This is a genomic window from Aliivibrio sp. EL58, assembly GCF_900312675.1.
In the GTDB taxonomy this organism is placed as follows: Bacteria; Pseudomonadota; Gammaproteobacteria; order Enterobacterales; family Vibrionaceae; genus Aliivibrio.
Genome location: NZ_OMPC01000009.1, coordinates 609,005 through 622,093, shown reverse-complemented (window position 1 = coordinate 622,093; position 13,089 = coordinate 609,005). Strand labels below are relative to the sequence as shown.

Below are 13,089 nucleotides of genomic sequence, written 5' to 3'. Positions count from 1 at the left end.
GTGATCTCGATTCTTTTTTGCATTAGCTGATTAAGAGTCGTACAATGTCCGACTTGTAAGTGTTCCCGACCTTTGTGTGGTTGATTGATCCTTACATCATATATAGACAATCTATTATTTAGACTTATTAATTTTTAGCATGTGTCGCTTCGTGTGCGACACCACTGTAAAGGATAAAACATGCCTGTAATTACTCTTCCAGACGGTTCTCAACGTCAATTCGATAATGCTGTTTCTACTATGGATGTTGCTGCTGACATCGGCCCAGGTCTTGCGAAAGCTTGTATCGCTGGTCGTGTTGACGGTGTTCGTGTTGATGCGTGTGATTTAATTGAAAATGACGCACAACTTGAAATCATCACAGCAAAAGATGAAGATGGTTTAGAAATCATTCGCCACTCTTGTGCGCACCTTTTAGGTCACGCAGTTAAGCAGCTTTTCCCAGAAGCTAAAATGGCGATTGGTCCTACTATCGATAACGGTTTCTACTACGATATCGATATGGAGCATTCTTTAACGCAAGAAGATCTTGATAAGATTGAAAAGCGTATGAAAGACCTTGCTAAAACCAAGTATCAAGTAATCAAGAAGAACGTAAGCTGGCAAGAAGCTCGCGATGCATTCGATGCTCGTGGCGAAACTTACAAAATTGAAATCCTTGACGAAAACGTATCTAAAGACGATCGTCCAGGGTTATACCACCATGAAGAATACATCGACATGTGTCGTGGTCCTCACGTTCCAAACATGAGCTTCTGCCAGAACTTTAAGATCCTGAGTGTAGCTGGTGCATACTGGCGTGGTAATAGCGACAACAAAATGCTTCAACGTATCTACGGCACAGCATTCCAAGATAAGAAACTGCTTAAAGCACACCTTATCCGCCTAGAAGAAGCAGCAAAGCGTGATCACCGTAAAATTGGTAAGCACCTTGATCTGTTCCATATGCAGCAAGAAGCTCCGGGTATGGTTTTCTGGCACCACAACGGTTGGACTATCTTCCGTGAGTTAGAAGTATTTATCCGTGAAAAACTAACAGAATACGATTACCAAGAAGTAAAAGGCCCATTAATGATGGACCGTGTACTTTGGGAGCGTTCTGGTCACTGGGACAAATACGCAGAAGCGATGTTCACAACAAGTTCTGAGAACCGTGAATACGCAATTAAGCCAATGAACTGCCCAGGTCATGTTCAAATCTTTAACCAAGGTCTGAAATCATACCGTGATCTGCCATTACGTATGGCTGAGTTCGGTTCATGTCACCGTAATGAGCCATCAGGCGCTCTACACGGCATCATGCGTGTTCGTGGCTTTACTCAGGATGATGCACACGTATTCTGTACAGAAGCTCAAGTACAAGCTGAAGTGAAGTCTTGTATCGAAATGGTTTATGATACATATACTACATTTGGTTTTGAAAACATCGTAGTTAAGTTATCTACACGTCCTGAACAACGTGTGGGTTCTGACGAAATGTGGGACAAAGCAGAAGCAGATTTAATCCTTGCTCTAGAGTCGATGAATATCGCTTATGAGCTTCAAGAGGGTGAAGGTGCATTCTACGGACCGAAAATTGAATTTACTTTGCATGATTGTCTGGACCGTGCGTGGCAATGTGGTACAGTACAGCTCGATTTTGCATTACCAGAGCGTTTAGGGGCAACTTACGTAGGTGAAGATAACGAACGTCACACACCAGTGATGATTCACCGCGCGATTTTAGGTTCTCTTGAGCGTTTCATCGGTATCTTAATTGAAGACTACGCAGGCTTTTTCCCAACATGGTTGGCGCCAGAACAAGCAATTGTAATGGGCATTACAGACAAACAAGCTGATTATGTACAAGAAATTGCAAAAAAACTGCAAAAAAATGGATTTAGAGTCAAAGCGGACTTGAGAAATGAGAAGATTGGCTTTAAAATCAGGGAACATACTTTGAAGCGCGTTCCGTATATGCTTGTTTGTGGTGACCAAGAAATGGAAGCCGGAGAAATAGCAGTACGTACTCGCAAAGGTAAAGATTTGGGTAAATTTAAAATTGATGATTTTGTTGCATTCCTGCAGCAAGAAGTTAGTACCCGAACGCTCAATACTGTGGAGGAATAAGGTATTAAAGGCGGAAAAAGAGGCCAGCAACCGGCAAAACAAAATGCTCATCGTCTAAACGGTGAGATTAATGGCGTTAAAGAAGTGCGCCTTACAGGTCTAGATGGCGAGTCAGTTGGTGTCGTTTCACTAAATGAAGCGTTAGACGTTGCACTTGCAGCAGGTGTCGATCTAGTTGAAATCAGCCCGAATGCCGAGCCACCAGTTTGTCGTGTGATGGACTATGGCAAATTCCTCTTCGAAAAGGCCAAGGCTGCTAAAGAACAGAAGAAGAAGCAAAAACAGGTTCAGACTAAAGAAATTAAATTTAGACCTGGAACTGATATTGGAGACTATCAGGTAAAACTACGCAACCTGACTGGTTTCCTTGAAGACGGCAACAAAGTGAAGGTAACAATTCGCTTCCGTGGCCGCGAAATGGCTCACCAAAACATCGGTGTTGACGTTCTTAATCGTTTGAAAGCGGATACTGAAGAGTTTGCTCTAGTTGAATCTTTCCCAACGAGAATTGAAGGTCGCCAGATGATTATGGTGTTGGCCCCTAAGAAGAAGTAATTTAGTGCATTCAAGTAGTAAAGTAGGGTAGCTGCTCGCAGTTATCCTGTTTTATTCGCCTAATTACTATTATGTTTAATCACGCAACAATGCGGAGTTATATTCATCATGCCTAAGATGAAATCGAACAAAGGTGCTTCTAAGCGTTTTAAGAAAACTGCTGGCGGTATCAAATTTAAGCACGCTACGAAACGTCACATCCTGACTAAACGTACTACTAAAAACAAGCGTCAGCTTCGTCCAAACTCTCTACTTCCAAAATGTGAAGTAGCAGCAGTTGCACGTATGCTTCCATACGCATAATTTTTAGTATTTATTTTAATTTTAGTTTAGGAGAGACACAATGCCTCGCGTAAAACGTGGTGTACAAGCTCGTGCACGTCATAAGAAAGTTCTAAAACAAGCTAAAGGTTACTACGGAGCACGTTCACGTGTTTACCGTGTAGCTTTCCAGGCAGTTACTAAAGCAGGTCAATATGCTTACCGTGACCGTCGCAACAAAAAGCGTGTTTTCCGTCAACTTTGGATCGCTCGTATCAATGCTGCAGCTCGTCAAAACGAGATGTCTTACAGCCGTTTCATTAACGGTCTTAAGAAAGCATCTATTGAAATCGATCGTAAGATCCTAGCTGACATCGCTGTATTCGACAAAGCGGCATTCGCTGCTCTTGTTGCTAAGGCGAAAGCTGCTCTTTAATTAGAACAGTTTCAAAGGCTTTAAGACTAAATAAGGAGAGCACTAGCTCTCCTTTTTTTATACCTGTAATTTGAAGAATAGATAATCTAAGCCGCATACACCACAGGAAAATCATACATTGGGTGTGCTTGTATTAACGTTTTATGTCCGTAAACATCTTCAATCATTTCTGTAGTTATCGCCTCCCAAGGCCTCCCATCCGCTTGTAGTTTTCCATCTTTCAATACGATCACTCTGTCTGAATATTGAGCCGCTAAATTTAAATCATGTAATACCACTACAACGGCAGCTCCTTCCGCAGCTAATTCTCGAGCCAAACGTAATGTATTATGTTGATGAGAAAGATCCAATGCCGAAGTTGGCTCATCGAGCATGACTATTTTTTGTTGGTACTGGCTTACTTGCGTTAGCACGCGAGCTAAATGTACACGCTGCTTTTCACCACCAGAGAGAGAAGGGTAGAGTCTTTCCGCTAAATGCTCGATCCCTGTTTTTTTCATCATTGATCGTGTAAGCGGTGCTAATGTTTTATTGGGAAGATCCAAAGGTAAACCGCCAAGCTCTACCACTTCACTCACACTAAATGCAAAAGAGAGGCTACTTTGTTGAGGGAGAATACCTAATTGTTGTGCTAATAATGATTTATTCCACCTTTCTTTTTTCTTATTGAAATAACGGATCTCATTGTTAGATTCAATTTCATCACACAATATCTTAAGTAGAGTACTCTTTCCGGCTCCATTAGGGCCAAGTAGTGTTGTAACCTCCCCACAATGAAGATCTAAATTGATATCATCTAAAATGATTTTATTATTTAATTGATAAGAGATGTTTTTTGCTGAAATAGCGACAGAGTGATCGTGCATTAGATCTTTCCTCTTTGAGTAAAAAGTAGATATAAAAAGAAAGGTGCACCAATAATTGCAGTCACAATACCAACAGGAAGTTCGGCAGGACTAACTGCAACGCGGGCAAACATGTCTGCACAAGTCAGTAATAGACCACCTAGAAGCGCTGAGAGAGGCAGTAATGTTTTATGGTTAGGACCTGCGATCATGCGTCCAAGGTGAGGGATAATCAGACCAATAAAGCCAATCATGCCAGATAAGCTGACAGTTATTCCCACGCCAACCGCACTTAAAATGATCATACGTTTTTTCAATGATTGAACATTTATCCCTAAGTGTTTAGCTTCTGCTTCACCAAGTAATAATGCATTTAACCCCGATGCGTTTCGCATAAAGAGAGAGAGCAGAATGATAAGGCCAGCGGCAGCCAAAAATAAATCAGGCCATTTTGCTCCTGCTAGGGAACCCATTGACCACAAAGAAAGGTCACGCAACATTTGATCATCAGCGATGAAATTTAAATAGCCAATCCCAGCTCCAGATAAGGCACTAATGGCAACACCTGCTAACAGCATAACCGTAATAGAGGTACCGAACTTACTGGTTCCTAACCGATAGACAATCAAAGTTGTAATCGCACCACCAAGAAAGGCAAAGATGGGTACGGCTGCAAAATTCATAAAGACAGGGTATTGTTCAGCCAAAGAAGAAAAAAGAACAATAGCCATTGCAGCACCAAGCGCAGCACCAGCAGACACGCCTATAATACCAGGCTCGGCTAATGGATTACGAAATAACCCCTGCATCACCACCCCTGAAATCGCTAAAATAGCCCCAACAAGCATACATAATAGGGTTCTAGGCAATCTAACTTGATGAATGATTAAATCAATATGAGCAGGCGTCTCAATACTAGACCAAGGCACCAAGCTGTTAAAGCTGTCACTTAAGCTAATATTCATTGGCCCTGTCGCAATAGAGCTAAGAGCAATAAAGACAAGAAAAAAAGCACTAAGGCTTAATAACCTTGAATAAGGAATGTATTTCAACAACATAATGCATTCATCCTATGGGTAAAGCAGAGTATTAAGACGAGCGGCTTCATCAAGCGTAGCTAAACCAAGCCCACCAACGAGTGCGGAACCACTAACTCCGATGATTTGTTTGTTGATACCAGCAGGAGTTGATGCCAAGGTAGGAATGGATTTAATGATGTTATCAATACCCTCTAACTTAACTAAACTGCGATTGCTAACCAAAATCACATCAGGCTGCATTGAGATCATTGCTTCTATAGAGAGGGGCTTAAAAGATGAAATTAACGGTTGAGCAGGATTAATTGCACCAGCAAGGCGGATCATTTCATCCATTGTGGTATCACTTCCTGCTACGTAAGGCGCTCGTCCTTCATGTAACAATAAATAAAGTACTTTTTTCTGCTTAGTTTTAACTGGAATATTACTTTTCAATTGAGCGACTTTTTTATTTACTTTATCTTTAATTTGTTGTGAATTTTCTTGATGATGGGTGAGTAACGCTATTTCATCAATACGCTCTAGTAGACCAGTAATCGTAGGCTTTGTGTTTACCACATTTACTTTTATATCGGATTGAGCCAGTAAATCTAATGTCGTTTGTGGTCCCATCTCATCAGAGCCAATAATTTGAGTTGGTTGTAAAGCTAATAAACCCTCAGTAGAGAGTTGGCGATGATAACCAATTTTTGGTAACGGCTCTGTTTGTGGCATTTTACTGGTGACATCTACAGCTATGAGAGAATCTTGAGCATTTAACGCGTAAATTAATTCAGTTACAGCACTACCAGCACTAATGATTCGCTCTTGAGCCAGAGCAATAGAAGAGCTAGAGATAAGCGTAAAAGCAAGTAGGGCTGAGGTGAATTTTGAGTTAATCATGATTTATTTTCATCCATTAAAATTTGAGTCGCTTTAATATTGTTGTCTTGTAAAAAGGCTAATAACTTAACCATGTGTTGAATTTCAGCCGTTTTATCAGAGGCGATGACCACTTGAAACTCTGGGTTGTTTTTTACTTTTTGTAGTAATACGCGAGTAAAAGAGTGCCAAGTTGAATAAGAATGGCCATCTAATCCCCAATAAGGTGGCTGCTCTAATATATTGATAGTAAAAGACTTATTATCGATGTCGCTTACAGATTCTGTGTCTGCCGTTGGTAAACTCACTTCTAAAGATTGAAGTTTCACCGTTGCGGTTAGTAATAAAAAGACCATTACGATAAAAATAATGTCGAGCAAAGGCGTGAGGTCAGGCTGAATGGATTCTTCAGTATGGGGTGAAGGAGACTTAATCATGCATTTACCTTGATGATTTTATGTTGGATGTTTTCACTTACTGAATTATTTGATGTGAACACACCTTCAATCCATAAATTTGTGTAATTTAATGAATGCTCTAAACGTGACAATATACGATCAGCCCATAGTCCCAGAAGTTGTGAGCTTGCGATCGCAGGTAAAGCTATGATCAAACCAATTGCAGTCGTTCGCATCGCAAGTCCTAGCCCATCAGCCAGAATATTCGGTGTAATAGAGCCTGTTGTTGCTGCGACATCTTTAAACATATCAATCAGACCAAGAACGGTACCTAGTAACCCTAATAATGGGCTTATCATGCCAATAAGTGCTAAAAGGCGGAGTCCAGAGCGTAATTGATGGCGCTTTTCTTGAAGCCATAATCCTGCCACATCCTCTCGTAACCCTTTTTCAAAATCACGATGAGCAAGTAGCATGGCATTGCCTTTTGCTGAAAGGGCACGACGTTTTTTTAACTCTTTAATAAATGATTGAATTCCTTGTGCATCGTCTTTTTCTAATTCACTTAATGTTGACTGTATTTTTTTATGAGAGCAGCCAGAAAAAAGTAAAAGTTGAATGGTTCGCTCTAGCAATAAGGCGAGAGTGAGCAATGAACAAGCTATTAGAGGGAAAGCCATAATGCCAAGTTGTGAATATAAGTGTGAAAAGTTAAGCATAGTTAAATCCGGTATAACTGATTAATTAAGTGAAAATCGAACAGGGATCTGCACACGGTGTGCAATCGCTTTTCCATCGATAAGTTGAGGTGAAAATTGCCAATCACGAATTGCACTAAGGGCTGCTTCATCAAGGACTTGTGCACCTGATGAGGTGATTAACTCTTGTTTGATTTGTTTGCCATTTTTATTTAACCAGATCTCATATAACGCAGTACCCTCAATGCCTTTACGCTGTGCTATGCGAGGGTAACGTGGTGCATTAGGACGTTTTAAGAAACTCGGTTTTTGGACTACTAATTGTGGTTTTTCTGTTGCTCCTGATTTAGAAGCGACGGGTTTTGCTGTTGACTTTTTTTCTACAGGCTTGTCTTTTTTCTTAACCGTATTCGTTGTCGGTTTGGTTTCTACTTTTTCTTTAAGAATCTTTTTTTTGGGTTCAACTGGTTCTGAAACGGTTGGTTTTTTTACCATTTTATTTTTTGGTTTAGGCTTTTGCTTAGATTTTACAGCTTTCTTTTTTACCACTTGTTTTTGAACTTTCTTTTCAACTGTGGCTTGTTGCTTTGGTTGTTCTTTAGGTTTTGTTACCTCATTTTTTTCCGTTTGTATTGATTGAGGCGTAGGAACACTTGGTGCGACAAACTGAATGTTTACTTGTGATGAAATACTACCTGTTGGCATAGCAAAGGCTTTTTTTTCAGGAACAGACCAGATAAGAGCGGTATGAATAGCTAATGAAATACCAGCTGCCGCGAGGTAACGAAAGTTCAGCACGAATGTCTCCATGTAATTCAGTACTTTTTAAGATGACAACATTATAAACAAAACAAGAATGAGATCAATTATCAATTGTATTCTCATTTGAAAATACTTTATGATATAAAAAGAAGCAAAACTCTTTGAAGTAACGAGTTAAAAAGAATTGAAATCATGAAAACAGAAATTGACTTAAATCAGCTGCCTATTTCACTTGTTGGTGAAAGCACACCAGAACCATTGCTTTATGCTTTTCAAAGAAAAGCGTCTGCTCATGCAGGGGGAGGCGCAATGCCTATCTCGTCGGATGTATTTAATGAGCGCTTTATTTCCGTATCTACTGAAACAACAGACATCAATAAACATCGTTGTTTATATGTCCATATTCCTTTTTGTCGTGTGCGATGTACTTATTGCAATTTCTTTCAGCACGCTTCAAGCAAACAGCTAGTTCAAGATTATTTTGATGCTTTATTAGTTGAGCTGAAATGGAAAGCGCAATTGCCTTGGACACAGGCTGCTCCATTTCACGCGGTATACATTGGTGGTGGAACGCCAACAGATCTTACTGCTGATCAAATTGAACAGCTAGGCAAAGCCATTCGTTCTCAGTTTCCCTTAACACCAGATTGTGAAATTACCTTAGAAGGGCGAATTAACCGTTTCGATGAAGAGATGTTTGATAAGTCGTTAGAAGGTGGCTTTAATCGTTTTTCATTTGGTGTACAAAGCTTTAATACAAAAGTAAGACGTTCAGCCAAAAGGCTGGATGATAAAGAGTATGTATTACGCCGTATACAAGAGTTGAGTGACTCAGAGCAAGCACCAATTGTGGTTGATTTACTTTATGGTCTTCCTTATCAAACATCAGAGATTTGGCAGCAAGATCTTAACGATTTTTTAGAGACAAATGCACATGGTGTAGATCTTTATCAGCTGATTGAAATGGGAGGAACACCCATGAAAGGCATGATTGATAAAGGCAAGTTACCTCAACCTGCTTCAACCGAAGAAAAAGCGTATATGTATAAATATGGTGTGGAATTCATGAATAAACATCATCTTAATCGTTTAAGCGTTAACCACTGGGCTCGAAGTAATCGTGAAAGAAGTATCTACAACAGTTTGGCTAAAACCACAGCAGAGGTATTGCCTGTGGGTTGTGGTGCTGGCGGTAACCTTGGTGGAGTAGGCATTATGCAACATCGAACATTAACGTCATATATAGAATCGATTAAAGCTAATCAAATGCCAATAGCAATGATGACGCAATCGACAGACTCTGCAGGCTTATTTTCTATGATAAAAGCAGGCTTTGATCGTGGTGTATTATCTCGTCGTCAATTATTACAACACACCTCTCACGATATATTTCATTACCTTATGCCGCTATTTAAACATTGGCAAAAGAATGGATTAGTAACAGTAGATGATCATTATTTAAGTTTGACATTAGCTGGGGAGTTTTGGGTAGTAACATTAGCTCAGGGGGTAATTTCTGCGTTATCTCAAGTAAATGAAAAAGCAGCATAATCATAAAAATCATCATCAAAATAGAGAGTTAATCGTGAATAAAGACGTTATTAAGTTACTAGAAAATGACCCAGGGTTATTACCAAAAGACATCGCAAAAGAATTGAATCTATCAGAAGCAGAGGTCGTGAAATCATTACCAAGAGACATGGTAACTTTAGTTGCTGGAAATAAAGCACAGGATATTCTAGAGGGACTGGTTGGTTTTGGTGATGTAACAACGATAGTGCATTCTTTTGGATCTATCTTTGAAGTAAAAGCACCATTCCCAAAAGGTAAGCTTGCTCATGGCTACTATAATTTAATGGGGCGAAATGGTGAGTTACACGGTCACTTAAAATTAGATCTAATTACAGATATCGCTTTGGTAAGCAAACCATTTAGAGGATCTGAAAGTCATTATTTTGGTTTTTTTGATCAAGATGGACACTCTGTATTTAAGGTTTACTTAGGGCGAGATAAAAAACGTCAATTAATTCCAGAACAAGTCAGTGCTTTCAATGCATTAAAACAAGAATATAAATAGTAAATACCAAATTCAAAAGGAAATAGAAATGAACTCAAACGTTAAGCAAGAAAGATTACAAAATCGTCTTGGTCCAGAAATTCAAGAGTTTCGTGATTCACGTAAAACCCTTCAATTAGCAACTGTGGATTGTGAGGGGAAGCCAAACGTAAGCTATGCGCCCTTTGTTTTATTAGACGATGGTTACTATATATTGATTTCAGAAATTGCACGTCACGCAAGGAATCTTCTGCAAAACCCTGATGCATCACTAATGCTCGTAGAAGATGAAGATTCATCAAAGCAACTATTTGCGCGTAAAAGACTGACGTTCGATGCAACCGCTATTCTAATTGATAGAGAAGAAGAAAATTGGCAGTTAGCCGTTGATGAAATGAAGCAACGCTTTGGCGATATTATCGATGGCTTGAGTTCATTAGAAGATTTTAAAATGTTTCGATTAAAACCAATTCAAGGTTTATTTGTAAAAGGATTTGGTCAAGCATTTCAAGTAAGTGGTGATGATCTTGTTGATTTTGTTCATTTAGAACAAGGGCATAAGAAGAGAACAGCGTAATTTAACTCTCACATAATTAATCGATTTAAAGCTCAAGCACTTGGGCTTTTTTTATGTCTATCTGTTGCGGGATAGAACAAGGTATCTAACCGTCTAGCATAAGATACTTATTACTTTAATGAGTGTAAACATAATGTTCAGCAATAAAAAAAGCGGCGATAAAGCCGCTTTTTTAATTTAATTAAAATTCATATTTAGCTGATATTGAATAGTTTCTTTCTGCCTGGGAATTATCCTTATAAAGATCTTTTTCTCCACGAACGTCATTCCAACGGTAATATTCTTTATTTGTAACATTAAAAATACCAGCGCGAAGAGTTAATGCTTTAATCGGTTTATAATAAGCAGTTAAATCTATAATAGTTGCACTAGGCAACTCTACTTGTGAAGCATCACCACCATTTGAGCTATCTGTATTGATATCACTGTAAGTTTTATCGGCAGTGTAATTGACTTTTAAGCTAGTTCCCCAAACGTCATTTGGATCATCGAAGTTTAATGACAGTACTGCATTCCACGGATTAATACTGTTTAGTGCATAGCCGTTACTATCTTCACCTTCTGTGTAAGAAGCCACTGCTTGAGTCGATAAACCATCCGGGGCATTAACTAATTCATTCCATAAAAGTCTATTCGATAATTCGACACCTTTTATTGTGGCAGAACTTTTATTTATATATGAATAATGGGTTGTACGTCCTACTTTTTTAGTTACGACCTGTTCAATAAAGTTATCATAATCGCTGTAATATAGAGCGATTTCAGAAGAGCTTGAAGCGGTATTGTGTCTATAACCGATTTCATATGAAATGCTAGTTTCTGATTTTAAGTCGGGATTTGGATCGTTTACATAACCATGACCAGGATTATCATAAGTATAATAAAGTTCATCGAAAGAAGGAGCTCTAAAGCCTTGGCTGATTTGTCCAAAGATCGTATTGGAATCTGTAAGTGAATATGTAGTACCTAGGCGACCAGTGACTGCTGCATCAGAGAATTTCTCTAAATCTTCTCCGGTATTATCGCCAGGATCTGTTGAAAAGTGATCAAAACGAATGCCGGGTGTAAGGAGTAGTCTATCATTAGCGAGTGAAATCTCATCTTGCAGGAATATTCCAAATTTTTGCTCTTTAGCATCTGGCGTATAAACATATATTTTATCGGGTGTTGATGAATCTGAGTTTGATTCCATATTTGTATTACTGATATCACTAGTAGTGTAGGTTAATCCGTAGACTAAATAATGGTTATCAAGCTCTTTATCTAATTGTGTTTCAAATTCAACTTTATCTTCAGTGTATACATAATCTTTTTTCTGGCTGTTATTGGCACTAGAAGGGGGCCAACCTGAACCTGCTGGGATAAATCGTTTAGTCACTCCATTTTCATCTTTTTTAATGTATGAGATCTTGCTAGTTATTGAATCTGCAATCGCTGATTCGGCAAACCAAATATGTTTAATTGCAAATCGATTCTGTTCTGTTTTATCTTCACCTGTGAAAGTAGGATATGAAGAGTGGTGTATGTTTGAATCTGTAGTATCTTGGATTAACTCTGCTAAAAACTCGATACGATGGTCGTCATTAATTTGATATTGTAGTTTTACTAATAAATTATCGGCAGCTGTATCTTGGCTTTCAATACCATAATTTTGAAGGTTATTAATGTCTGAAAAGTTTTGTAACTCTTCACCATCACGGCGAGTATAAGCTACCAATGTTTCTAAATTACCAAAACGATTAGCTAAAGCTACATTTTCACTAAATGAGTTATCCTCAGAAGAGTAGGTTAATTTTACTTGTCCGCCAATATCAGCCCCATTTTTTAAGAAATCTTTAGGGTCTTTTGTTTCGAAGGCAACAACGCCACCGATAGCATCGCTTCCATGTAAACTTGATGCCGCGCCTTTTATAATTTCAACGCTTTTAATCATATCTGGATCGATCGAAATACCACTTGAATTAATGAAACTGTATGGTCCGCCATCAAATGAACCAGGCTGAGATGAACCATCAACTAAAATCTTTACTCTCTTACCTTCCATACCCCGAATGTTTATGGTTTGTGCTCCTTGTCGGGCACTCGAATTCATTGTTACTCCAGGTGTGTAATTGAATATATCTTTAACATCTTTTGCCATGTTTTTTTCAATTTGTTTATCAGATATTACAGTGACAGATGAAGCTGTTTTTTCTAATGTTTGCTCAGTTCGGGTTGCAGAAACAACAACCTCATCAAACATTGTTGCATTCCCATTAGAAGAGGTTTCTGCATGAAGGATAGGGGAGATAGCAACTAAAATAGACGCAGCTAAAAATGTTTTTTTATTAGACATGTTAATTCCTTGAAAGTGTCTAGTCTCATAATTCGGAAAAGATAATACATACTGCGAATGATAATTACTATCATTTTTATTTAATCTTTTGGTTTTTTGTTCTATGACGTGAAAAATTGAATAAAATAAAAACGATAGCCATATAAAAAGAAGGGAATT

General features: G+C 38.7%; 14 protein-coding genes. 7 read left to right on the top strand and 7 right to left on the bottom strand.

Annotation, left to right across the window (positions count from 1 at the left end; genetic code table 11):
- Nucleotides 1–180 precede the first annotated feature (180 nt).
- The 4 genes from thrS to rplT all read left to right on the top strand — a co-directional run bounded on the left by thrS (nt 181) and on the right by rplT (nt 3,361).
- The gene (gene thrS / locus ED622_RS13750; RefSeq protein WP_122034944.1) at nt 181–2,109 is read left to right on the top strand and encodes a threonine--tRNA ligase; all 1,929 of its coding nucleotides are present in this window, start codon (nt 181–183) and stop codon (nt 2,107–2,109) included.
- Nucleotides 2,110–2,112: 3 nt separating this feature from the next.
- Nucleotides 2,113–2,664 carry a translation initiation factor IF-3 gene (gene infC, locus ED622_RS13745; RefSeq protein WP_122034942.1) on the top strand — a complete coding sequence of 184 codons (552 nt, stop codon included), beginning with the start codon at nt 2,113–2,115 and terminating at the stop codon, nt 2,662–2,664.
- Between the two features lie 108 nt (nt 2,665–2,772).
- Nucleotides 2,773–2,967 (top strand): 50S ribosomal protein L35, encoded by a 195-nt coding sequence (rpmI, locus tag ED622_RS13740; RefSeq protein WP_005419080.1) that lies wholly within the window; start codon nt 2,773–2,775, stop codon nt 2,965–2,967.
- Between the two features lie 40 nt (nt 2,968–3,007).
- Nucleotides 3,008–3,361, top strand: coding sequence for a 50S ribosomal protein L20 (gene rplT, locus ED622_RS13735; protein ID WP_122034940.1), 354 nt, complete (start codon nt 3,008–3,010; stop codon nt 3,359–3,361).
- Between the two features lie 86 nt (nt 3,362–3,447).
- Here the strand turns inward: rplT and ED622_RS13730 are convergent, their stop codons facing one another.
- From ED622_RS13730 to ED622_RS13705, 6 genes are read right to left on the bottom strand one after another with little or no spacing between them, the layout of a single operon-like run.
- Entirely contained in the window at nt 3,448–4,227 is a 780-nt protein-coding gene (locus ED622_RS13730; RefSeq protein ID WP_122034938.1) for a heme ABC transporter ATP-binding protein, read from the bottom strand.
- A complete protein-coding gene (locus ED622_RS13725; protein ID WP_122034936.1) occupies nt 4,227–5,264 on the bottom strand; it encodes an iron ABC transporter permease in 1,038 nt (345 codons plus the stop codon). The genes ED622_RS13730 and ED622_RS13725 overlap by 1 nt, the downstream gene beginning before the upstream one ends.
- A 12-nt stretch (nt 5,265–5,276) precedes the next feature.
- Nucleotides 5,277–6,125: a hemin ABC transporter substrate-binding protein gene (locus ED622_RS13720; RefSeq protein ID WP_122034934.1), complete on the bottom strand. Its 849-nt coding sequence runs from the start codon at nt 6,123–6,125 to the stop codon at nt 5,277–5,279.
- Nucleotides 6,122–6,541 carry a biopolymer transporter ExbD gene (locus ED622_RS13715; protein WP_122034932.1) on the bottom strand — a complete coding sequence of 140 codons (420 nt, stop codon included), beginning with the start codon at nt 6,539–6,541 and terminating at the stop codon, nt 6,122–6,124. Before ED622_RS13715 ends, ED622_RS13720 begins: the two co-directional genes overlap by 4 nt.
- Nucleotides 6,538–7,221, bottom strand: coding sequence for a MotA/TolQ/ExbB proton channel family protein (locus ED622_RS13710; protein WP_122034930.1), 684 nt, complete (start codon nt 7,219–7,221; stop codon nt 6,538–6,540). The genes ED622_RS13715 and ED622_RS13710 overlap by 4 nt, the downstream gene beginning before the upstream one ends.
- A 21-nt stretch (nt 7,222–7,242) precedes the next feature.
- Nucleotides 7,243–7,998, bottom strand: a complete 756-nt coding sequence (locus ED622_RS13705) for an energy transducer TonB (RefSeq protein ID WP_162922524.1) — start codon at nt 7,996–7,998, stop codon at nt 7,243–7,245.
- A gap of 156 nt (nt 7,999–8,154) precedes the next feature.
- Between ED622_RS13705 and hutW the strand changes: the two genes are divergently transcribed.
- The 3 genes from hutW to hutZ are packed head-to-tail and all read left to right on the top strand — an operon-like array spanning nt 8,155 to nt 10,595.
- Nucleotides 8,155–9,513: a heme anaerobic degradation radical SAM methyltransferase ChuW/HutW gene (hutW, locus tag ED622_RS13700; protein WP_122034926.1), complete on the top strand. Its 1,359-nt coding sequence runs from the start codon at nt 8,155–8,157 to the stop codon at nt 9,511–9,513.
- A gap of 34 nt (nt 9,514–9,547) precedes the next feature.
- On the top strand, nt 9,548–10,039 hold the full coding sequence (gene hutX / locus ED622_RS13695) for a heme utilization cystosolic carrier protein HutX (RefSeq protein ID WP_162922523.1): 492 nt from the start codon (nt 9,548–9,550) through the stop codon (nt 10,037–10,039).
- Between the two features lie 28 nt (nt 10,040–10,067).
- The gene (gene hutZ, locus ED622_RS13690; RefSeq protein ID WP_122034921.1) at nt 10,068–10,595 is read left to right on the top strand and encodes a heme utilization protein HutZ; all 528 of its coding nucleotides are present in this window, start codon (nt 10,068–10,070) and stop codon (nt 10,593–10,595) included.
- 181 nt (nt 10,596–10,776) lie between these two features.
- Here hutZ and ED622_RS13685 read toward each other — a convergent pair whose 3' ends face one another.
- The gene (locus ED622_RS13685) at nt 10,777–12,930 is read right to left on the bottom strand and encodes a TonB-dependent hemoglobin/transferrin/lactoferrin family receptor (protein WP_122034919.1); all 2,154 of its coding nucleotides are present in this window, start codon (nt 12,928–12,930) and stop codon (nt 10,777–10,779) included.
- Between the last annotated feature and the right edge of the window lie 159 nt (nt 12,931–13,089).

Coding starts and splice junctions, on each gene's coding strand:
- ED622_RS13720 (WP_122034934.1), bottom strand. CDS start 6,125: ATGATTAACTCAAAATTCACCTCAGCCCTACTTGCTTTTACGCTTATC.
- ED622_RS13730 (WP_122034938.1), bottom strand. CDS start 4,227: ATGCACGATCACTCTGTCGCTATTTCAGCAAAAAACATCTCTTATCAA.
- ED622_RS13715 (WP_122034932.1), bottom strand. CDS start 6,541: ATGATTAAGTCTCCTTCACCCCATACTGAAGAATCCATTCAGCCTGAC.
- rplT (WP_122034940.1), top strand. CDS start 3,008: ATGCCTCGCGTAAAACGTGGTGTACAAGCTCGTGCACGTCATAAGAAA.
- ED622_RS13725 (WP_122034936.1), bottom strand. CDS start 5,264: ATGTTGTTGAAATACATTCCTTATTCAAGGTTATTAAGCCTTAGTGCT.
- ED622_RS13710 (WP_122034930.1), bottom strand. CDS start 7,221: ATGCTTAACTTTTCACACTTATATTCACAACTTGGCATTATGGCTTTC.
- hutW (WP_122034926.1), top strand. CDS start 8,155: ATGAAAACAGAAATTGACTTAAATCAGCTGCCTATTTCACTTGTTGGT.
- rpmI (WP_005419080.1), top strand. CDS start 2,773: ATGCCTAAGATGAAATCGAACAAAGGTGCTTCTAAGCGTTTTAAGAAA.
- thrS (WP_122034944.1), top strand. CDS start 181: ATGCCTGTAATTACTCTTCCAGACGGTTCTCAACGTCAATTCGATAAT.
- ED622_RS13685 (WP_122034919.1), bottom strand. CDS start 12,930: ATGTCTAATAAAAAAACATTTTTAGCTGCGTCTATTTTAGTTGCTATC.
- hutZ (WP_122034921.1), top strand. CDS start 10,068: ATGAACTCAAACGTTAAGCAAGAAAGATTACAAAATCGTCTTGGTCCA.